The organism is Corynebacterium sp. (assembly GCF_012838985.1).
Lineage (GTDB): Bacteria > Actinomycetota > Actinomycetes > Mycobacteriales > Mycobacteriaceae > Corynebacterium.
Genome location: NZ_DUOE01000053.1, coordinates 1 through 18,775, shown reverse-complemented (window position 1 = coordinate 18,775; position 18,775 = coordinate 1). Strand labels below are relative to the sequence as shown.

General features: G+C 69.1%; 20 protein-coding genes. 12 read left to right on the top strand and 8 right to left on the bottom strand.

Going from position 1 to position 18,775, the window contains the following annotated elements; all coding sequences use genetic code 11:
- Positions 1-25: 25 nt before the first annotated feature.
- From GXZ33_RS03300 to GXZ33_RS03275, 6 genes are all read left to right on the top strand, one after another.
- Entirely contained in the window at positions 26-1,513 is a 1,488-nt protein-coding gene (locus tag GXZ33_RS03300) for an ABC transporter substrate-binding protein (protein ID WP_291339419.1), read from the top strand.
- A complete protein-coding gene (locus tag GXZ33_RS03295; RefSeq protein WP_291339418.1) occupies positions 1,510-2,436 on the top strand; it encodes an ABC transporter permease in 927 nt (308 codons plus the stop codon). The genes GXZ33_RS03300 and GXZ33_RS03295 overlap by 4 nt, the downstream gene beginning before the upstream one ends.
- Positions 2,433-3,248 (top strand): ABC transporter permease, encoded by an 816-nt coding sequence (locus GXZ33_RS03290; RefSeq protein ID WP_291339417.1) that lies wholly within the window; start codon positions 2,433-2,435, stop codon positions 3,246-3,248. Before GXZ33_RS03295 ends, GXZ33_RS03290 begins: the two co-directional genes overlap by 4 nt.
- Positions 3,245-4,666 carry an ABC transporter ATP-binding protein gene (locus tag GXZ33_RS03285; protein WP_291339416.1) on the top strand — a complete coding sequence of 474 codons (1,422 nt, stop codon included), beginning with the start codon at positions 3,245-3,247 and terminating at the stop codon, positions 4,664-4,666. The genes GXZ33_RS03290 and GXZ33_RS03285 overlap by 4 nt, the downstream gene beginning before the upstream one ends.
- Before the next feature lie 71 nt (positions 4,667-4,737).
- Positions 4,738-5,691, top strand: coding sequence for a hypothetical protein (locus GXZ33_RS03280; protein ID WP_291339415.1), 954 nt, complete (start codon positions 4,738-4,740; stop codon positions 5,689-5,691).
- Complete coding sequence (locus GXZ33_RS03275) at positions 5,692-6,033, top strand: HNH endonuclease signature motif containing protein (protein ID WP_291339414.1); 342 nt, start codon at positions 5,692-5,694, stop codon at positions 6,031-6,033.
- Here the strand turns inward: GXZ33_RS03275 and thpR are convergent.
- Genes thpR through GXZ33_RS03260 form a run of 3 tightly spaced genes read right to left on the bottom strand, consistent with a single transcriptional unit; the run spans position 6,030 to position 7,916 of the window.
- Positions 6,030-6,563: an RNA 2',3'-cyclic phosphodiesterase gene (gene thpR / locus GXZ33_RS03270; protein WP_291339413.1), complete on the bottom strand. Its 534-nt coding sequence runs from the start codon at positions 6,561-6,563 to the stop codon at positions 6,030-6,032. The two genes, GXZ33_RS03275 and thpR, sit on opposite strands and share 4 nt — an antisense overlap.
- An 11-nt stretch (positions 6,564-6,574) precedes the next feature.
- Positions 6,575-7,048: a hypothetical protein gene (locus GXZ33_RS03265; RefSeq protein WP_291339412.1), complete on the bottom strand. Its 474-nt coding sequence runs from the start codon at positions 7,046-7,048 to the stop codon at positions 6,575-6,577.
- 4 nt (positions 7,049-7,052) lie between these two features.
- Positions 7,053-7,916 (bottom strand): ADP-ribosylglycohydrolase family protein, encoded by an 864-nt coding sequence (locus GXZ33_RS03260; RefSeq protein WP_291339411.1) that lies wholly within the window; start codon positions 7,914-7,916, stop codon positions 7,053-7,055.
- 23 nt (positions 7,917-7,939) lie between these two features.
- On the opposite strand from GXZ33_RS03260, the gene GXZ33_RS03255 reads away from it, so the two are divergent.
- Positions 7,940-8,854 carry a ribokinase gene (locus GXZ33_RS03255; protein WP_291339410.1) on the top strand — a complete coding sequence of 305 codons (915 nt, stop codon included), beginning with the start codon at positions 7,940-7,942 and terminating at the stop codon, positions 8,852-8,854.
- 33 nt (positions 8,855-8,887) lie between these two features.
- Here the strand turns inward: GXZ33_RS03255 and GXZ33_RS03250 are convergent, their stop codons facing one another.
- Both GXZ33_RS03250 and GXZ33_RS03245 read right to left on the bottom strand, forming a co-directional pair.
- Complete coding sequence (locus tag GXZ33_RS03250; protein ID WP_291339409.1) at positions 8,888-9,031, bottom strand: hypothetical protein; 144 nt, start codon at positions 9,029-9,031, stop codon at positions 8,888-8,890.
- Positions 9,032-9,107: 76 nt separating this feature from the next.
- The gene (locus GXZ33_RS03245) at positions 9,108-10,328 is read right to left on the bottom strand and encodes an alpha/beta fold hydrolase (RefSeq protein WP_291339408.1); all 1,221 of its coding nucleotides are present in this window, start codon (positions 10,326-10,328) and stop codon (positions 9,108-9,110) included.
- A 19-nt stretch (positions 10,329-10,347) separates the two neighbouring features.
- Between GXZ33_RS03245 and GXZ33_RS03240 the strand changes: the two genes are divergently transcribed.
- Entirely contained in the window at positions 10,348-11,091 is a 744-nt protein-coding gene (locus GXZ33_RS03240; protein ID WP_291339407.1) for a D-hexose-6-phosphate mutarotase, read from the top strand.
- Here GXZ33_RS03240 and GXZ33_RS03235 read toward each other — a convergent pair.
- A complete protein-coding gene (locus GXZ33_RS03235; RefSeq protein WP_291339428.1) occupies positions 11,078-12,427 on the bottom strand; it encodes a YeeE/YedE thiosulfate transporter family protein in 1,350 nt (449 codons plus the stop codon). The two genes, GXZ33_RS03240 and GXZ33_RS03235, sit on opposite strands and share 14 nt — an antisense overlap.
- Positions 12,428-12,544: 117 nt before the next feature.
- Between GXZ33_RS03235 and GXZ33_RS03230 the strand changes: the two genes are divergently transcribed.
- A complete protein-coding gene (locus GXZ33_RS03230; RefSeq protein WP_291339406.1) occupies positions 12,545-14,203 on the top strand; it encodes an FUSC family protein in 1,659 nt (552 codons plus the stop codon).
- Complete coding sequence (locus tag GXZ33_RS03225; protein ID WP_291339405.1) at positions 14,196-15,827, top strand: FUSC family protein; 1,632 nt, start codon at positions 14,196-14,198, stop codon at positions 15,825-15,827. Before GXZ33_RS03230 ends, GXZ33_RS03225 begins: the two co-directional genes overlap by 8 nt.
- Here the strand turns inward: GXZ33_RS03225 and GXZ33_RS03220 are convergent.
- The gene (locus GXZ33_RS03220) at positions 15,820-16,386 is read right to left on the bottom strand and encodes a metallophosphoesterase (RefSeq protein ID WP_291339404.1); all 567 of its coding nucleotides are present in this window, start codon (positions 16,384-16,386) and stop codon (positions 15,820-15,822) included. The two genes, GXZ33_RS03225 and GXZ33_RS03220, sit on opposite strands and share 8 nt — an antisense overlap.
- A 2-nt stretch (positions 16,387-16,388) precedes the next feature.
- Positions 16,389-17,027, bottom strand: a complete 639-nt coding sequence (locus GXZ33_RS03215) for a DsbA family oxidoreductase (protein ID WP_291339403.1) — start codon at positions 17,025-17,027, stop codon at positions 16,389-16,391.
- Positions 17,028-17,178: 151 nt separating this feature from the next.
- Between GXZ33_RS03215 and GXZ33_RS03210 the strand changes: the two genes are divergently transcribed.
- Both GXZ33_RS03210 and GXZ33_RS03205 read left to right on the top strand, forming a co-directional pair.
- On the top strand, positions 17,179-18,129 hold the full coding sequence (locus GXZ33_RS03210; RefSeq protein WP_291339402.1) for a hypothetical protein: 951 nt from the start codon (positions 17,179-17,181) through the stop codon (positions 18,127-18,129).
- Between the two features lie 31 nt (positions 18,130-18,160).
- Positions 18,161-18,775 (top strand): YoaK family protein (locus GXZ33_RS03205; RefSeq protein ID WP_291339401.1); only part of this gene is annotated, 615 nt, incomplete at its 3' end.

The following is an 18,775-nucleotide window of genomic DNA, read 5'->3' as shown; positions in this document are numbered from 1 at the left end:
CGGACCGGCGGGTATCGTCGGAATCATGAACGCCAGCCGGTTGCTGACCGCTCTGGGAGCGGTCCTCCTCCTGACCGCCTGCTCAGCCGGATCGACGGCCACGCAGGTCGGTCGCGTCGCGGAGCAGGAGACCCTCGTGCTCGGTACGACGGGTGTCCCCGCCTCCCTCGACTTCACCACCACCGGTGGCGCCGCCATCCCCCAGGCGCTCATGTCCAACGTCTACGAGGGGCTCGTGCGTATCGACGCCGCCGGGGACGTCGTCCCCCACCTCGCCACCTCGTGGGACGTGTCGGACGACGCCACCGTCTACACCTTCCGCCTGCGCGAGGACGTGACCTTCTCCGACGGTTCCCCCTTCAACGCGGAGTCCGCGAAGTTCTCCATCGAATACGTCCAGGGGTCGTGGACCAACGGCCTCAAGGCGCAGATGGACGTGGTCTCGGAGGTCGAGGCCCTCGACGAACACACCCTGCGTGTCACCCTGTCACGCCCCTCCCACCACTGGCTGTGGTCGATGGGCACGCTGACGGGCGCGATGATGACGCCCTCCGGGGTGGACCGTCTCGCGACCACCCCGGTCGGCACCGGCCCCTACCTGCTGGGGCGTTTCGCCGTGGGCGAGTCGATCTCCTTCACCCGCAACCCGGACTACTGGGGTGAGCCGGCGAAGGAGAACGCCGCGATCCGCTACTTCGCGGACGCCACCTCCGCGGTCAACGCCCTGCGCTCCGGCGACATCGACCTCGTGTGGGCGATGCAGGCCCCGGAGCTGCTGGACACCCTGCCGGAGAAGTACAACGTGGAGGTCGGCACCACCAACGGTGAGGTGGTGGTCTCCATGAACAACCGGCGTGCCCCCTTCGATGACCCCGATGTGCGGCGTGCGGTCCTCCACGCCGTCGACCGCGCGGCCGTGAACCAGGTCGTGTGGGAGGGGCTGGCCACCGACACCGGCGCCGCGCCCGTCCCGCCGACCGACCCGTGGTTCACCGGCGAGGACTTCGCCCCCTACGATCCCGACCGCGCCCGTACACTCCTCGCCGGCCGCACCCCCGCGATCACGATATCCCTGCCGTCCCTGCCCTACGCGCAGAACATCTCGGAGCTGCTCTACTCGCAGCTGCGTGACGTCGGCTTCGAGGTCACGCTGGAGACCGTCGAGTTCCCGGCGGTGTGGCTCGCGGAGGTGATGACGGCGAAGAACTACGACATGTCGATCATCGCCCACGTCGAGGCCCGCGACATCCCGGCGCTGTTCGGCAACCCGAACTACTACCTCGGCTACGACAGCGAGTCGGTCCGCGCTTCCCTGCTGGCCGCGGACACCGCCGTCACCGTGGAGGAGCAGGTGGACCACATGAAGGCGGCCGTCGCGACGATCATGTCCGACGCCGGGGCCCTGACCGTGTTCAACCTGCCCAACATCGTCGTCACCTCGCCCGGCGTCACCGGGGTCACCCCGACCGTGGTCACCGACGCCCTGGCCCTGGCCGGAATGGAGAAGCAGTGATCGCCCGCGTTCTGCTCAGATTCATCCTGTCCCTGCTGCTGGCGTCGGTGGTGATCTTCCTGCTGCTGCGCCTCATCCCGGGCGACCCGGCGCGCGTCGCGCTCGGGGTCACCGCCACCGACGAGGCCGTCGCGGCGTTGTCGAGGCAGCTGGGCACCGACCGGCCGCTGGCCGTCCAGTACCTCGACTGGGTGCGGGGACTGCTGACCGGCGATTTCGGGGTGTCGCTGGCGTCGCGGCAGGACATCACCCCGCTCATCGTGGACCGCGCGCAGGTCTCCCTCATCCTCTGCGGGCTCGCCATGCTGCTGTCCCTGGTGATCGCGCTGCCGTTGGGCATGTGGGCGGCGCGTCGCGACGACCGCGTCGTCTCCGCCCTCGCCCAGGTCGGCATCGCGGTCCCGTCGTTCCTCACCGGTATCCTGCTGGTCACCGTCTTCGCGGTGCACCTGGGCTGGGTGCCGGCCAACGGCTGGATCCCGCCCGGCACCGACTTCCCCGGTTTCCTGCAGCGCATCATCCTGCCGGTCATCGCGCTGACGCTGGTGCAGGCGGCGATCCTCACGCGCTACGTCCGTTCCGCGGTACTCGACGTGCTCGACCGGGAGTACATACGGACGGCGCGGAGCACGGGGGCGTCGGTGAGGGAGGCCCTGTGGAGACACGGGCTCCGCAACGCCTCCCTGCCCGTGCTCACCGTGGCGGGCCTGCAGCTGACCTCGCTCATCGTCGGCGCCGTGGTCATCGAGCGCGTGTTCCTCATCCCGGGGCTCGGGTCGATGCTGCTCGACTCCGTCGCGCGGCGTGACCTGACGGCGGTGCAGACCATCGTCATGCTGCTCGTCGTGTTCACGCTCACGGTCAACCTCATCGTCGACGTCACCTACCGGCTCATCGACCCCCGTCTCAGGAGGAGCGCATGAACAGGCTGCCACTCTCCGGCTGGATCGGCGCGATCATCGTCGGATGCACGGTGCTGCTCGCGTTGGTCTCCCTCGTGTGGACCCCCTACGACCCCGTCCACGCCGTCCCCGCCGACCGGCTCCTCGGTTCCTCCGTGGAGCATCTCATGGGCACCGACCGCTACGGCCGGGACGTGTTCTCCCGCATCATGTCGGGCGCGCAGATCACGCTCTTCGTGGGACTCGTCGCGGTGGGCATCTCCGCGCTCATCGGTGTGCCTCTGGGCATCCTCGCGGGCATGCGCCGCGGGTGGGCGGAGACGCTCATCATGCGCGGCATGGACCTCACTCTGGCTTTCCCGGCGCTGCTGCTCGCCATCGTCGCGGGTGCGGCGTTCGGTGCCTCGACGCTGACCGCCATGATCGCGATCGGCATCGCCGGTATCCCGGGCTTCGCGCGTGTGGCCCGCGCCGGCACGCTGCAGGTGATGACACAGGACTACATCGCCTCGGCCCGCGTCTCCCGCGTGCCGGGGATCGTCATCGCGCAGCGGCACGTGCTGCCGAACATCGCGGGCGTCATCATCGTGCAGGCCTCGGTGGCCTTCGCCCTGGCGATCCTCGCGGAGGCGGCCCTGAGTTTCCTCGGCCTGGGCACCTCCCCGCCGGACCCCTCGTGGGGACGCATGCTGCAGTCCGCGCAGGCCTCCCTCGGTTCGGCCCCGCAGCTGGCCCTGTGGCCGGGGCTGGCGATCGCGCTGACCGTCCTCGGCTTCAACCTGCTCGGTGACGGCCTCCGTGACGTCCTCGACCCCTCCCGGAGGCGACGATGAGCATTCTCTCCGTGACTGATCTCCGCGTCGGGGACGGGCTTCTCGACGGCATCACCTTCGAGGTGGGCCGCGGCGAACGCGTCGGCCTCATCGGTGAGTCCGGGTCCGGCAAGTCACTCACCGCGCTGTCGATCTTGGGGCTGCTGCCGCGTGGTCTCTCGGCGACCGGTTCCGTCGTGCTCGAGGGACAGGAACTCATCGGTCTGCCTGACCGCCGTATCCGGCCGCTGCGCGGCAAGGTGATGTCGATGGTGTTCCAGGAGCCGATGACGGCGCTGGATCCGCTGATGACCGTCGGTAAGCAGGTGCAGGAGGCGGCGCACCGTGAGGATGTCGCCGACCTCTTCGAGCAGGTCGCCCTCGACCCGGCGCGCATGAACGCCTACCCGCACGAGCTGTCCGGCGGGCAGCGGCAGCGTGTGCTCATCGCGATGGCCCTGGCACAGGAACCGGACCTGCTCATCTGTGACGAGCCGACGACCGCCCTCGATGTCACGGTGCAGGACCAGATCCTCGACCTTCTCGACCACCTCGTCGATGAGCTGGGCGTCTCCCTGCTGTTCATCACCCACGATCTCGGCGTGATCAACCGCATGTGCCGTCGGGTGCTCGTGATGTCGGGGGGCGCGGTGGTCGAGTCCGGTACCACCAGACAGGTCCTCCGGGCCCCGGAGCACCCGTACACGCAGCGTCTCGTCGCCGCCTCCCTGCCCGGCGAACCCGCCGAGGTCCGCGAGGTGGGCCCACCGGTTCTCACGCTCACCAACGTCACCCGTGAGTATGGCTCCACGAAGGCACTTGACGACGTCTCCCTGGTCGTCCACCGCGGCGAACGCCTCGGCGTCGTCGGGGGTTCCGGTTCCGGCAAGACGACGCTGCTCCGGCAGCTCGCCGGCCTCGACTCCCCCACCAGCGGCACCGTGCGTGTCGACGCCGGCGTGCAGGTCGTCTTCCAGGATCCCCAGAGCTCCCTCAATCCCCGCCTCCGTGTCGGCCGTTCCGTCGCGGAGGGCGGTGGCGACCGGAGCCGGGTGCTGGAGGTGCTCGCGGAGGTGGGCCTGCCGCCGGACGCCGCCGAGCGCTACCCGCACCAGTTCTCCGGTGGTCAGCGTCAGCGCATCTCCATCGCCCGTGCCGTCGCCGGCAAGCCTGAGATCCTGCTCGCCGATGAGCCCGTCTCCGCCCTCGACGTCTCCGTCCGGGCCCAGGTCCTCGAACTTCTCGACCGTCTCGTCGACGAGTACGGACTCACCCTCGTCTTCATCTCCCACGACCTGTCCGTGGTGCGGGAGGTGTGCTCCACCGTCGCCGTGATGCACAAGGGAAGGATCGTGGAGCACGGCCCCACCGAGGAGGTCTGGGCGGATCCGCAGGACGAGTACACCCGTTCCCTGCTCGCGGCGATACCCCGGATCTGAGATGACCCTTGCGGGGTTCGATAGGGTGTTCTATAGTGGAGTTCGAACACAGGGGCGAAAGGGGGGTGGTCGTGAGTACCGGACAGATCGAGATGACCGAGGTCGAGAGCGGGCTTCAGCTGCTCTTCTCTCCCCCGGTCTACTACTCCGTGTCCAATCCACACGACCCGGCTGCCGTCCGGGGCGCCCGCGCCCGACGCGAGGACTTCCAGATGTGGCAGAGCGAACTGCCCTCCGCCGACGCGGATTTCCGGCTGACCCTGGCCCGCCTGCGCCGGTCCACCGGACACGGTGACGGCTACATCACCTCCGCCATCTTCGCCCATCAGCGGCTGGAGGAACTTCCGCACCTGAAGCGCCTCCAGCGACGCCTCACCCATCTCGATCTCCGCCGGCTCAAGGCCATCGACGGGGTGCTGGACAAGATCGACGCCTCCGTCACCGAGCACATGGCCGTCATCGACGCGGAGATCACCGACTTCCTCACCCCCACGCGGGCCAACCAGAATCTGCCCACCCCGGGCGAGATCAGGAAGAAGCTCAACGCGATCATCCAGACCCTGGACACGTCGGTCTCCGCGGAGGACGATCCGCTGCCGGACCCGAAGGACCACTTCGAGGTCGGTTTCGAGGGTGACCGGGCCTTCATCAACATCGAGTCGGATGCCGCCACGGGCCTCGAGATCGACCTCCGTGTGCGCAAGCACGCCGCCGCGAACAACATGAGCCTCATCGAGGCTCTCAACGACCTCATGCGCGGCGAGGGGACCACCTCCGTGACCCTCAACGTCTACCGCGCCCACGACATCGAGGACGCCCCCGGCTGGATGTCCGACGTCGGCTACGTCAACCCCACCTTCACCGATGAACTGGCGGCGAAGGCCACGCAGATCCGGGACATGGACGAGCTCCACGACAAGGTGGTCAAGGGCTACGCCACCCCGGAGGACATCAAGGCGGTGATCATCGGTTTCGACGGTGGCTGCTCGGAGGCGGACTGCCCCTGCCCCGGCCACCGCACGTAGATGGAGCACCGCATCAACCACGCGGACGGCGGTCCCACCACCGCCGCCAACATGGCCGCCTTCTGCCCGACCCACCACAACGTGAAGACCGACGGGCGCATGACCTACATCATCGACCCGTACACACGGGAGAAGTATCTCCTCTACGAGGACGGGACGTATGTGATCTCCGAACCCCGCGGCCCGCTGTCACTCAAGGAACGTCGGTGGCTGCAGACCGTCGGGCAACGCATGGGCAACCGACGGGAACGGGTCCGGAAGGATTCCCAGGACAGACGCAACCTGGAGAAACGGGCCGGCCTGTTCACCCCTCCCCCTGACGACGATCCCCCGCCCTTCTAACCCAGCCGGACACGCTCCAGGATCTCGTACCTGGGGCCACCTGAACGACCCTCGCCGAGCTTCGACTCCACGAGGACCAGTTCATCGCACACGAAACGCGGGCCCTCGTAGACCAGCAACGCATGGACCAGGTCCCCGACCAGCCAGCGTTCCTGGGTCCGGGCGATCGTCAGGTGCGGCTTCTGCGGCGGCGGAGGATTCTCCGGGTCATAGGCGGCGTCGGCCATGAGCGCCTTCAACCGGGCGGTGTCACCGCCGACGCCCATCCACAAGGTGCGGTGGCCGAAGGAGCCGGCACCGTGCAGGTGGAGGTCCAGGGGGCCGGAGGAGGCGGCGGCCTGCGCCAGGTGGTCCAGGAGGTCGGTGTGGTCATTGGGCATGAGCCCGTGGAAGCTGAGGGTGATGTGCCAGTTGTCCGGATCGGTCCACCGCAGGTCGCGGGGGTTGTTTTCCCGGATCGGGCGCAGGGCGTGCACGAGGTGCTCGTGCGCCTCCGGCGAGATGAGCAGTGCTGAGAAGAGTCGTTTCATTCTGTGGCTGTTCAGAGGGAGACGTCGAATCTCCCCTTGGTGTTGAAGTGGAGGTGGACGGTGTCACCCACCCCGGCGCCGAGGTCGCGGAGGAAGCGGGAGATGGAGCCGAGGCGGATCTCGGTGTCGTCCATGACCAGACCCTGGGGGCCGAGCCGGGACGAGAGTGAACGATGCCCGTGACGGTACACCTGCACGAGGGAACCGATGGCGAGGGGGACGGGCACGGGGGCGTCGGAAAGCAGTTCCTCGGTGACCTCCAGCGGCATGGACCATGAGGTGAGGAGGGTGGGCTCACGCTGGGGGAACCAGGTGCCGGGGCTCGGGACGTCGGAGAGACGGACGTGGCCGTCGACGATCTGGAAGTCACCGGAGCCGGCGACGGTGCGGACGGCGGCGCGGTCGAAGGGGGCGGTGTCGAGAAGCTGCTGGAGTTCGGTGCGACCCGCGGCGATCTCGGCGGCGATCCATTCTGGGATGAGCATGCCGTCACACGCTACCGGCGTTGACCGCGAGGAGCATGTCGACCAGCTCCTCCGCGTCGTTCGGATGGTACTCGGCGGGGCGGTTGTGATTCGGACGGCAGTTGTCGACGGCGTCTCGCCAGCGCTGCGGGATCCCGGAGGCCCCGTGCATGCCGCCGAGGAAGGCCCCGACGATGGCACCGTTGGTGTCACTGTCACCGCCGCGGCCGATGGTGCGGACCAGGGACTCCTCGAAGCTGTCGCCCTGCGCCGCCTCGTGGACGGTGAGGGTGACCGCGTGCCGGACCCAGCCCTGCTGACTGAACACGTCGCCGGGCTCGGGGTCGTAGAGGTCGGGGCGGTCGAAGACGGGCTCGGAACCGTCGTGGATGACCCGCGCCAGGGCACCGGTCCACAGTGCGTTGACGTCGAGGCAGTAGGAGTTGGGGTGGGTCAGGGCGGCGTCGGTACGCGCGAACGTCGCGGCCTGCCGCGGGTCGGCGTGATAGGCGATCGCGACCGGGGAGATACGCATGAGCGCGCCGTTGGCCTCGGACCCTTCGCTGAAGTGACCGCGCAGGGCGTTGCTGATGGTGGAGCCGCGGTCGAAGGGGCGGGAGTCGAGCCAGCGACGGTAGGAGGCCAGGACGTCCCCGCGGTCGTATCCCCCGTTGCGGACCATCGAACGGGCCAACGCGAGGGCCATCTCCGAGTCGTCGGTCGGCTGGCCGGCGGCGATGCGGTGGGGGCCACCGGCAGCGAGCTCCCGGACACCGTCGGGGTACTGCTGCCTGATCTGCCACGGTTCGAGGAACTCGACGAGCGCACCGAGGCTGTCACCGATGAGTTGGCCGTACCAGGCGCCGAGGGCGCGGTCACGAAGAGTCATGTCCTTGAGTGTACGTTGGGGGCATGACCAGCGCAGTTGTCATCGTCGGCTCGATCAACGCTGATCTGACGGTCCGCGTCGCCCGCCACCCCTCCCCCGGAGAGACCCTGCTCGGGTCGGGCGGCACGGTGACCGCGGGCGGCAAGGGTGCGAACCAGGCTGTCGCGGCTGCGTTGCAGGGCGCGGACGTCGCGATGGTCGGTGCAGTCGGTGAGGACCCCTATGCGGAGCCGGCCACGGACATCCTCCGCAGCTCCGGGGTGGACATGTCCGCCGTGGCCACCGTCAATGATGTCACCGGTCTGGCCGTGATCACCGTCTCCGAGGACGGGGAGAACACCATCGTCGTCGTGCCCGGCGCGAATGCCCACGTCGACGCCGCCTACGTGGAGTCCTGCGCCGATCTCATCGCCGGTGCCGAGGTGGTCCTCCTGCAGGGCGAGATCCCCGCCGACGGGTTCGCCGCCGCCGTACGCCTGACCACGGGCCGGGTCGTGGTCAACCTCGCGCCCGTCATCGAGGTCGAGCCCGCCGCCCTGCTCCGCGCCGACCCTCTCATGGCCAACGAACACGAGGCCGGACTGATCCTCGAGATGCTCGACGCCGGGGTCACCACCGACGACCCGGAGGTCCTCGCCCGCGCGCTTCTCGACGCCGGCTTCCCCACCGTCGTCCTCACCCTCGGCGCCCGCGGGGCGCTGGTGGGAGACGGGGACGGGCTCACCCCGGTCCCGACGCCACGGGTCACTCCGGTGGACACCGTGGGCGCCGGGGACGCCTTCGCCGGCGCCCTGGTGGCCCGGCTCATCGCGGGAGATGACCTCATCGCCGCAGCGGAACATGCCGCCCGTGTAGGGGCCTTCGTGGTCACCGGCCACGGGGCGCAGACCTCGTATCCGGGCCCGGAGGACGAACTCCCGGAGGTGGGCGATATGTAAAGGACCGGGTGCACACCGCACCCGGTCCTGCCATCATCCCCCGTACACCTGAGTGAGGATCCCGGGGTCGAGGACCCTTTCCTCGGAGATCTCGAAGACTCCGAGCTCGGTGGTCAGTCGATCGAATTCGGCGACCTCTGTCGTGGACAGGGTCACATGCTCACGGTTGTCCTGCATGATTTCACCGCACCTTCTCGGTCGACGCGATATCAGTGGATTCACTGTAGCCCATGTCAACACCCGCAGCCCGCATCTATTCCCGCACCATGCTGTGCAGGCGGCGGAAGATGGCGGCTCCGTCGGTACGCAGTCCGTCGTGCTGGTGGTCGGAGCTCTCCCAGACGCGCAGGTCACGGAAGTGGGTGGCGGTCTCCAGGGAGAGTTCGCGGGGGACGAAGATGTCGTCGCGGTAGACGGCTGCCGCGCAGACGGCTGAGGTCTCCCCGAGCACGGCCGCGTCGTACTGCGGGGCCCAGTCGCGTGCGGCGAGGTCCTCCGCCGCGGGGCGGAAGGCGTGGAGGGCGGGGTCCTCCTCGAACTGCCAGGGGAAGATGTGTTCGCCGGTGAGGTAGAAGCGGGAGGCGCGGACGGGGTCGAGGTGTTCCCCGAAGCCGTCGATCTCCTCGCGGACGCGGTGGGCCGCCCAGTCGGACACGCCCGGGTAGATCGTCTCGTGGATGGCGGCGTAGAGCGGGGCGGACTCGAAGGAGAGTCGGGTGGACAGTTCCGCGAGGGTGTCGCCGCGGAGTCGTTTCTCGCCGCGGAGGTGGTGGAAGGGGGCGTCGAGAAGCATGGCGAGGTTCTCGAAGCCCGCGGCCCGCCCGAGTTCGATGCCGATGGTGCGGAAGCGGCGGGAAGAGAGTCTTTCGCCGGTGGGGAGGCGTTCGTCGGAGTTGTCGAGGTGGTGGCAGATCTCGCGGATGCGTCCGTCGGCGAAGGGCACGAGGTCGTGGAAGCGTTCGTGGCGACGCTGCAGCGCCGCAAAGGTGGCCCGGTAGATCTCCTCGGCGGGCCCGAAGCCGGCCAGGCCGCCGGTGATGTAGGCGTAGCGGATCGCGTCGGGGTGCTGCGAGAGGTAGGTGGTGATGCAGAAGCCGCCGAAGGACTGGCCGAGCACGTCCCAGCGCTCGATGCCCAGGTGTTCGCGGAATGCCTCGGCGTCGGCGACGATGTCGCTGGCGCGGAGGTGGGCGAGATGGGTGGCGTCGAGAAGCGAGGGGTCGCCGTGGCGGTCGATGCGGGTGGAGCGGCCGGTGCCGCGCTGGTCGAGGAGGAACACGCGGTGGTCGGTGAGCGCCTCCGCGAGCCAGCCCTCGGACGAGGGGCGGGCGGGGTGGCCGGGGCCGCCCTGGAGGAAGATCAGCGGCGGCAGGGTGTCATCGCGGGACAGCTCGCGGCAGAACACCTCGATTGTCTCGCCCTCGTACCAGGGGACGGTGAGGGTGTGGTCGCGGACGGTGACGGAGCTGTACATTGCACCTAGTTTAGAGGGTATGGATGACCTGTTGACCGCCGGCCGGATCTGCATCAGCCCCGCCGGAGCCCATGTGACCAGCACCGACACGGATCTCGGGGAGCTGTTCTACCTCTCCTCCACCACCGGTTTCCCCATCCGCGGCGGCATCCCCGTCATTGCGCCGGCCTTCGCGGACCTTCTCCCCGACGCCCCACGCCACGGCTGGGCGCGCACCTCCGACTGGCGGGTGACCACGGATTCGCGGGGTTTCGACGCGACGCTGGTCAATGACGGCCTGCACCTCACCCTCATCGGCCACGAGCTGCCCGACGGCCTGCGCATCGCCCTGACCATGCGCAATGACTCCGGCGCGGACCGGGTCGTGCAGGCGGGGTTCCACCCCTACTTCCTCATCGACGACGTCCGCACCGTGCGCCTGCGCGGCCTCGACGGCGCCCCCGTCACCGACCGCTTCACGGGCACGGAATCCGTCCAGGACGGTGAGGTGCGTGTCGACGCCCCCTTCGACCGCATCTTCCACTCCCCACGGGAGGTGCTTGTCGACGACGGCCGGCGCACCCTCACCGTCGCCTCCGAGGGCGCGGACTCGATCGTGGTCTGGAATCCAGGAGAGGCCGACATGCAGGATGTCGGCCCCGGGGAGTGGAGTCAGTTCGTGTGCGTCGAGCCCGCGGTCCTCGGAGCGGACCTGCGGGGTGTGACGCTGCCTGCGGATGAGGAACTCACCCTGGCGATGACGGTGACCGTCAGCCCTTCCTGATGGTGATCTGCCAGGAGGCGTCGCCGGTGGCGTGGAAGTCGGTGACGTCGTGGCCGTTCTCGGCTGCCCACTGCGGGATGGTCTCGGTGCCCTGGGTGCAGTCGAAGTCGATGACGAGCTCCTCACCCTGGTTGAGGGTGTTGAGGACGTCCTTGGTCTCGATGAGCGGGAACGGGCAGACGGCACCCATCTGGTCGAGGGCGTAGCGGCCCTCGGCGATGGGCCGGGCCTTGGTCACGCGCGGGGCGGTCTTGAGGGCGACGGCACCGGTGGCGACCTGGAAGCCCGGGGTGAAGACCGGGGCGGGGGTGGAGAGGACCTCGTCCTCGGCGGAGCGGACCGGGGCGGCGGCCGGCTTCAGCCAGATCTTCGCGCCGGCGCCGACGCCGAGGGCGATGAAGAACAGGGCGATCCAGCCCTGGTAGCTGAACAGTGCGGTCTGGACCATGCCGTTGCCGACGGTGCAGCCACCGGCCAGGGCGGCGCCGACACCCATCATGACGCCGCCGACGACGGCGCGGGTGGCGGTGGTGGCGTCCGGGACGCGGAGGCGGAACTCGCCGGTGGCGCGGGCGGCGGCGAAGGCGCCGATGAACAGGCCGAGGACGAGCATGACGCCCCAGTCGATGCGCTCGACGTTGCCGGTGACGAGGAAGTTGGCGATGTTGCCGGACGGGCCGGTGATGCCCAGGCCGGAGTTACGGCCGGCGGCGGCGGACAGCGGCCAGGCGATGACGCCGATGAGGCCGACCAGGGCACCGGCGGTGTAGATGTGCAGCGGGCGCTTCCAGAAGGGGACGTCCAGGGTGGCTGCCTTCTTCTCGGTGGACAGGAAGTGGCGGGCCGCCAGGGCGGTGCCGATGGCCAGCGGGACGGCGAAGAACCAGGCGGAGACGCCGAAGGTGGCGGGCAGCGTGGTCAGCTCGGTGTTGACCGACTTCATGCCGACGTTGAGCCAGTTGAGGGCACCGGTCTGCATCGCGGAGGCGGACAGGGCGTAGAAGATGAGCGCGATCCACGAGCCGATGAGGCCCTCCGCGGAGCGGAACCAGGTTCCCGAGGCGCAGCCGCCGGCCAGGATGATGCCCAGGCCGAAGACGAAGCCGCCGAGGATGACCGCGAGCGGGGCGAAGTTGGACACCGACGGGGCGATGACGCCTGCGCTGGTCAGCGCGGCGACGCCGAGGGCGTGCACCGAGATGACGATGAACAGCGCGACGATGGTGCGCCAGGACTTCTGCAGGAAGATGTCGCGGAGCATGCCGGTGACACAGAACCGCCCGCGCTGCATGACGATGCCGAGGACTGCTCCCACGGCCAGACCGGTGAGGATCATGGATCCGCCTTTCATGTGACGTTTGTTTGTTGAACCGAAAGGTACACCACCTCAAACCATCCTGTCTAGTTTTGCAGACAGTTCTGTTCACTACAGTCACGGTCTATCCTGATTCACATGATCGAGACGCTCCCCCCGAGGCCCAGCCCGTGGCAGCTGTTCACCGCCTTCCACGCCCCCGGCCCCCGCTGGCCGGGTGCGCTGCGCGCCGGGCTGGCGATGGGACTGCCGGGCGTCTTCGCCCTGCTCCTCGGACTCGAGGCGGAACTGCTGCTCATCGCCGCCGGCTCCTTCACCGTCATCCACGGCGAGGGCTACGCCTACCGCGCCCGCTGGAAGGTGCTGCTCACGGCCGGTGCCTTCTTCATCACGGGGGCGATGGCCGGCGCTTTCGTGGGCACCGTGGTGTGGGGGCAGATCGACGCCGGCGCGACCCACTGGTGGCTGCTGCTCACCGTCCTGTTCACCACGACGATCGCCGGATTCGGTGTGTTCACCGCCAACGCACTCCGGCTGCCGCCGCCGGGACCGTGGTTCATCCTGCTGGTCGCGGGCGCCTCGACGATGACCCACCGGCTGGGGCTCAACCCGGTGGAGGTCGGCGCCTGGGCGGGGGTCGGCGTGCTCAGTTCCCTTCTCGTCGGCATGGCCCCGGCCCTGCTCAACCCGCACGGGCCGGAGCAGCGGGCCGTGCGGGTCCTCGAGGAGACGGTGGCGGACATCGACGGTGACATGAGCGTCGCGAAGCTGCACCAGGCCCAGACCGCCCTGACCAACGCCTGGTTCATCCTCACCGACGCCGGCGCCATCCACTCCGGCCGCATCATCGACACCTCCGGACTGGCGGAACGCACCCTGGCGGCCCAGCTCAAGCTCGCGGGCACCGACAGCCGGGCGGTCGACGAGATCTCCGACAACAAGAACCTCGTCGACGTGGACCGGGCGCGGGTGCCGCACACGCGGCCGTCGATAAGCTACCGCCTGTACCGCTCAGTCCACCCCGACAGCCACGCCATGATGACCGCCTCGCGGGTCGTGCTCGCGTGCCTCGGGGCGGGCGTCACCAGCATCGCCCTCGGCTTCAGCCGCCCCGACTGGGCGATCGTCTCGGCGCTGCTCATCCTGCAGTGGGGACCGGACCGCATCCCCGGCACCGTCCGCGGCGTGCACCGCCTCCTGGGGTCGATCCTCGGTGTGTTCCTCTTCGGCGCACTGCACCTTCTCGACGTTGCCGGGTGGACACTCATGCTCGCACTGTCGGTGTGCCTGTTCTTCGCCGAGATCTTCGTCACCCGCAACTACGCGCTGACCGTCATCTTCACCACCCCGGTCGCCCTCATGCTCGGCGGTGCCCTCGACATCGACCTCGACGTGACGATGAGCGAACGCGTCATCGAGATCGTCTTCTCCGTCGTCTTCGCCCTCATCCTGCTGTGGCTCTACCGCCCGAACGCCCAACCCGCCCACCACCTGCGCCTGCAGCAGCGCTGCCGCCGCGCCATGAGCTCCCTGCTCGGCGCGCTGCTCACCGCCACCCCGGACGAGACCCTCGAGCTGCGCCGCGACCTGCAGTACGAGCTGCTCAGCGAACGTCGCGCCGCCCAGTCCCTGGCCCGCAACAACCCCGACACCGCCGCGGAACGCTGGAACGAACACCTCGGGCTGCAGCGCGCCGGCTACGCACTCCTCGACTACTGCGAGGCCCACGGCGGCATCCGCCTGCCCATCGGCGACATCCAGGCCGTCGCAGAGAGGATCGACACCCACCATGCATGAGCCCCTGCCCCCGCGCCCCGGCTTCTGGGACCTGTTCACCGCCGTGCACTCCCCCGGCACCCGCTGGCCCGGCGCGCTGCGCGCCGCCCTCGCCCTCGCGCTGCCCGGCTCGGTCGCCCTGCTCCTCGGCTATGACGCCGAGATGCTCCTCATCGCCGCCGGCGGCTTCGCCGTCATCTACGGCGAGGGACACCCCGTGCGCACCCGCTGGCGCGTCATGGGCATCGCCGGGCTGCTGCTGGTGACGGGCACCGTGGCCGGCGCCTTCGTCGGTTCGGTGGTGTGGGGGCAGGGCGGCCGCTGGTGGCTGCTGCTCGCCGCCCTGTTCACGGCGAGCGCCGCCGCCCTCGGCGCCTTCGTGCAGAACGCGCTGCGCCTGCCTCCCCCGGGCAGCTTCTTCATCATCATGGTCACCGGCGGCGCGACGATGGTCGCCCGCCTCGGTCTCAACCCCCTCGAGGTCGGTGCCTGGGCGAGCGTCGGCGCGGTGAGCGGCATCATCCTCGGCATGATCTCCGGCCGGAAGGCGGAGCACCAGGCGGTGGACACGCTGGAGAAGGCGGTGGAGGACTTCGCGGAGGGGGAGGCGAGCGTCGCGAAGCTGCACCAGGCACGCACCGCCCTGTCCAACGCCTGGAACATGCTCGCCGACGCCGGCGTGATCCGCGCCGGACGCATCATCGACGAATCCCGCGGCGACCTCGTCCACCGGACGCTCACCGCGCACCGGCGGCTCGCGGCCCTCAACACCCCGCCCGACGACCCCGAGGACCTGACCGACACCCCCAACTTCCTCGACCTGACGCGGACGGCGATCCCGCACACGCGGCCGTCCCTGAGCTACCGCCTCTACGGTTCACTCCACCAGCACAGCCACGCGACGACGACCGCCTGGAAGGTCTTCGCCGCGGCCCTGGCGGCCGGGGTGGTGGGCATCGCGCTGGGATTCGACCGCCCCGACTGGGCGGTCGTGTCCGCGCTGCTCATCCTGCAGTGGGGCCCGGAGCGGCTGCCCGGCACCATCCGCGGACTCCACCGGCTCCTCGGCTCCGTGCTGGGCATCGGCCTGTTCACCGCCCTGCACCTGCTCGAACTCAACCTGTGGGGGCTGCTGCTCGCGCTGGCGGTGTGCCAGTTCTTCGCCGAGATCTTCGTGGTGCGCAACTACGTCCTGTGCGTCATCTTCACCACTCCCCTGGCGCTGATGATGGGCAACGCGCTGGCGCTGCCGCTCGGCGAGACGATCATCTCCCGCACCATCGAGGTGCTGCTCTCGGTGCTCTTCGCCGTGCCCCTGCTGTGGATCGGTCTGCGTGACTCCGAGCACCACGCCCGCCTCATGCAGCGCAGCCGCGAGGCGATGATGACGCTGCTCGGTGCCCTGCTGGCGGACACCCCCGACCGGGCCCTCGCACAGCGCCGGGACCTGCAGTTCGAGCTGCTCGGCGAGCGACGCGCTGCCCAGTCGCTGGCCGCCAACCTCCCGGAGACGGCCGCCGCCCGCTGGAACGAGCACCTCGCCCTGCAGAACGCGGGCTACGCGCTGCTCGACCGGTGCAACGCCCAGCCCGACACACGTCTGCCCATCGGCGACATCCAGGCCGTCGCCGACCGGCTCAGCTGAACAGGATCCGCTGCACGGCGTCCTGACGGGCCGGCTTCATCCCCCACGCGTCCTGGCCGACGTCGACCAGTCCCTCCCCCGTGTCCGGGTCGGAGGAGTGCAGGTGCCCGTGGACGATCCAGTCGGTCTCCAGGCGCACCTCATCGTGCCGCGAGGGCATGCCCGGATGGTCCATGCCGGGGCGCGGGAAGTGGTTGAGGTAAACGTTGCGGCCCTCCCACTTGAGCTTCTGGTACGCCTGCACCGAGTGGAACACCTCGAGGAACATCCGCTGCGTCTTGTGCGCCGAACGGTGGATCGGGTGGCAGGAGTCGTGGTTGCCCGGGATGAGGTGCATCTCCAGGTGGGCGCCGTGGACCTTCAGCAGCTGCAGCGCGCGGCGTTCCTCCTCCGAGGAACCGCGCGAGAGGTCCCCGAGGATCCACAGCCGGTCCCCGACGGGCAGGTCACGGATACCCGTGAGCACCGCGTCGTCGTGCTCGTCGACGTCCGCGAAACCCCGCAGCCGGGCCACGAACTGGTGCCCGAGGTGCAGGTCGGAGGTCAGCCACACGCTCATGGTCATTCACCCGCCGCGATCTGTTCCAGAGCCCGGGTGAACACCTCGACGGGCTGCGCCCCGGAGATGGCCAGCCGACCGTCGAAGACGAAGAAGGGCACGCCCTGCACACCGATCTGGCGGGCCTGGGCGATGTCGGCCATGACCTCCTGTGAGTAGGCGGACTCGTCGGCGAGCACCGACTCGACGTCCTGGGGACGCAGGCCCACCTCGGCTGCGAGGGCGCGGAGTTCATCGTGGTCGGCGATGTTGCGGCCCTGCGTGAAGTAGGCGAGTTTGACCAGCTCGTCCCATTCGACCCCGAGGTCATCCTCCCGGGCGAGGACGCCGAGGCGGTGGGCGGTCATGGTGTTGACCATGTGGGATTCGCGCCAGTTGAACTCCAGGCCGACCTGCGCCGCGCGGGCCGCCAGGCCGTCGTTCATGGCGATGACCTGTTCCTCGTTCATGCCCTTGATGCGCGTGAGGTAGTCCAGCGCGTTACCGGTGGACTCGTGGGGTGCCTCCGGGTCGAGCTGGAAGCTGCGCCACACGATCTCCACGTCATCGCGTCCCTCGAACTCCTCCAGGGCGAGATTGAGGTGCCGTTCGCCGACGGTGCAGAAGGGGCAGATGTAGTCGGACCAGATATCGATACGCATGTCCCCATTCTGCATGAGGTGCCCGGTCGAGGGCGGGGGTCGTTTCCCGCCACAAACCGGTAACGCCGCCTTCGCAGTTCTTTACAGGTTCACAATCCAAAGATAATATGTGACCCATGTAACAAAAATCCCCCTGAAGGAGTGGACAGACATGGATCTCAAACTACGGGCACGCACCGTCCAGTTCGCCGTCGAACTGGCACGTGCCATGCCGCAGCTCACGGTCAGCCAGGCCAGGTCGGCGGCGATCCAGCTGTCCGACTCCATGGACCTGTCTCGCTACCCGGACTTCGAGTCCCTCGTCGGCATGGTCAACACCCTGCAGCTGCGCCCCGCCTTCGAGTGGGAGATGTTCGGCTACGAGCCGACGGAGGAGGCCCTCCCCATCCGGCTCGAGGTCCCGCACGAACCGGGCCGCGACAGACGCATCCACTTCGAGGACCACTACCTGTCCACCCACGTGCGCCGCGTCCACCCGCCGGGCGTCCACCTCTTCGACTACCGGGACACGGTCGGCGGCTGGCGGAAGCGGCTCGGGTACGTCACCCGGCCGACGCTGGACTACGCCCGGTTCGCCGAGGCCGCCGCCAACCGCCGCCTGCCGCTGCGCCGGGTGGAGATGCTCGGCAACCTGTGGAAGATCGGCGCCGTCGCCACGTGGGAGCACGAGCGGGAGGGCGAGACCTCCTGGTGCCACGTCCAGCGCCACCCGCTGCCGGGCGAGTCGCCGCACCCGCAGATGACCGAGCACGACGCCTGGTACCGGCTGCGCATCCACCCGGACGTCGGGCGGGACGTCATCGTCGAGATCGCACGCTGCCTGGCGGAGATCCACCTGGGGTACGTCGAGAAGCTGTGGGAGACGCCGGGCACCGACGGCGCGCAACGGGGCCCGGAGTCCGAGGCCGCCGCCTACATCGCGCTGGAACGCCTGTGGATCCCGCAGCGCAGCCGCCGCACCGACTGGCACCGCCGCTACACCGCGGGCGAGCCGATGGCCGCGGAGTTCCGGTGGGAGGCCGTGTTCCGGGCCGCCGAACAGATCGAGGACCTCCTGCGTGGCGACACCGCACCGGTCACCGCCTACACTGGAGGTCTGTAAGTCCAGACATAGCTAACCATAAGGAGCGGTGTTGCAGCGTTACACTGCCGGTGAGAAGAATCTGGCGGTGAGCTTCGCGTTCATCGCCGGTTTCGTCGACTCCATCGGCTTCATATTCCTCGGTGGCGTGTTCCTGTCATTCATGTCGGGTAACACCACCCGCATCGCCACGGCCGTGGTCGACGGCAACGCCGACCTGGCGTGGCTCGCGGGCTCCGCCGTGATCTTCTTCCTCCTCGGCGTCATGGAGGGTGCGCTCGTCCGGCGCCTGGCCAAACGTCGCGTCCGGCCGGACCAGGTACGCGAGGTCGTCATGATCAACATGTGCGTCCTGTTCACCCTGTCGGCCCTGCTCGTCCTGCTCGGCGCACCCCGCGCCGCCATCGTCGTCGCCTCCCTCGGCATCGGATCGATGAACTCGATCTTCGAGCGCGAGGGCGAGGTGTCCATCCCGCTGACCTACATGACGGGCACCCTGGTGAAGATGGGTCAGCGTTTCGTCGACGCCTTCTTCGGCGGTTCCCACCGCGAGTGGCTGGGGCACCTGAAGATGTGGGCGGGCCTGACCACGGGTGCCTTCACCGGCGCACTGGTCTACCGCTACCTGGGTATCCAGTCGCTGTACGTGGTGTCCCTGCTCACCTGG

Coding starts and splice junctions, on each gene's coding strand:
- GXZ33_RS03300 (WP_291339419.1), top strand. CDS start 26: ATGAACGCCAGCCGGTTGCTGACCGCTCTGGGAGCGGTCCTCCTCCTG.
- GXZ33_RS03290 (WP_291339417.1), top strand. CDS start 2,433: ATGAACAGGCTGCCACTCTCCGGCTGGATCGGCGCGATCATCGTCGGA.
- GXZ33_RS03285 (WP_291339416.1), top strand. CDS start 3,245: ATGAGCATTCTCTCCGTGACTGATCTCCGCGTCGGGGACGGGCTTCTC.
- GXZ33_RS03275 (WP_291339414.1), top strand. CDS start 5,692: ATGGAGCACCGCATCAACCACGCGGACGGCGGTCCCACCACCGCCGCC.
- thpR (WP_291339413.1), bottom strand. CDS start 6,563: ATGAAACGACTCTTCTCAGCACTGCTCATCTCGCCGGAGGCGCACGAG.
- GXZ33_RS03265 (WP_291339412.1), bottom strand. CDS start 7,048: ATGCTCATCCCAGAATGGATCGCCGCCGAGATCGCCGCGGGTCGCACC.
- GXZ33_RS03260 (WP_291339411.1), bottom strand. CDS start 7,916: ATGACTCTTCGTGACCGCGCCCTCGGCGCCTGGTACGGCCAACTCATC.
- GXZ33_RS03255 (WP_291339410.1), top strand. CDS start 7,940: ATGACCAGCGCAGTTGTCATCGTCGGCTCGATCAACGCTGATCTGACG.
- GXZ33_RS03250 (WP_291339409.1), bottom strand. CDS start 9,031: ATGCAGGACAACCGTGAGCATGTGACCCTGTCCACGACAGAGGTCGCC.
- GXZ33_RS03245 (WP_291339408.1), bottom strand. CDS start 10,328: ATGTACAGCTCCGTCACCGTCCGCGACCACACCCTCACCGTCCCCTGG.
- GXZ33_RS03240 (WP_291339407.1), top strand. CDS start 10,348: ATGGATGACCTGTTGACCGCCGGCCGGATCTGCATCAGCCCCGCCGGA.
- GXZ33_RS03235 (WP_291339428.1), bottom strand. CDS start 12,427: ATGATCCTCACCGGTCTGGCCGTGGGAGCAGTCCTCGGCATCGTCATG.
- GXZ33_RS03230 (WP_291339406.1), top strand. CDS start 12,545: ATGATCGAGACGCTCCCCCCGAGGCCCAGCCCGTGGCAGCTGTTCACC.
- GXZ33_RS03225 (WP_291339405.1), top strand. CDS start 14,196: ATGCATGAGCCCCTGCCCCCGCGCCCCGGCTTCTGGGACCTGTTCACC.
- GXZ33_RS03220 (WP_291339404.1), bottom strand. CDS start 16,386: ATGAGCGTGTGGCTGACCTCCGACCTGCACCTCGGGCACCAGTTCGTG.
- GXZ33_RS03215 (WP_291339403.1), bottom strand. CDS start 17,027: ATGCGTATCGATATCTGGTCCGACTACATCTGCCCCTTCTGCACCGTC.
- GXZ33_RS03210 (WP_291339402.1), top strand. CDS start 17,179: ATGGATCTCAAACTACGGGCACGCACCGTCCAGTTCGCCGTCGAACTG.